The following is a 285-nucleotide window of genomic DNA, read 5'->3' as shown; positions in this document are numbered from 1 at the left end:
GCAAAGAGACTGTTTTTTCTTGTTATTGTTTGCGGGCGGATCGCCCGCTCGACAATGTTGGAGTCGATCTCGATACGGCCGTCGGCAAGAAAGCGCTCGAGCGCCACGCGTCTGGCAAGGGCATAGCGGATCGCCTCGGCAAGCTTCGATTTGCCGGATATCCGCGGGAGCTCCCTTTCCCACATATCGAAGAGATCGGCGACGACGATCGCGGAGTTTTCCTGGCGAGCCCTGACCCGCATCTCGGGAGCCTGCCCGCGAACTTCATCCTCGATCTGCCAGAGC

Annotated in this window: 1 protein-coding gene; it reads right to left on the bottom strand. The window is 59.6% G+C overall.

The genetic code is table 11. The features are described 5' to 3' along the window. The coding region (locus tag ACWGS9_RS35715) for an IS66 family transposase (RefSeq protein WP_454509548.1) at nucleotides 1-285 on the bottom strand (285 nt) is incomplete at both ends.

It is taken from the genome of Mesorhizobium sp. Arg314, from assembly GCF_053714275.1.
This window is presented reverse-complemented; position numbering and strand designations above follow the sequence as displayed.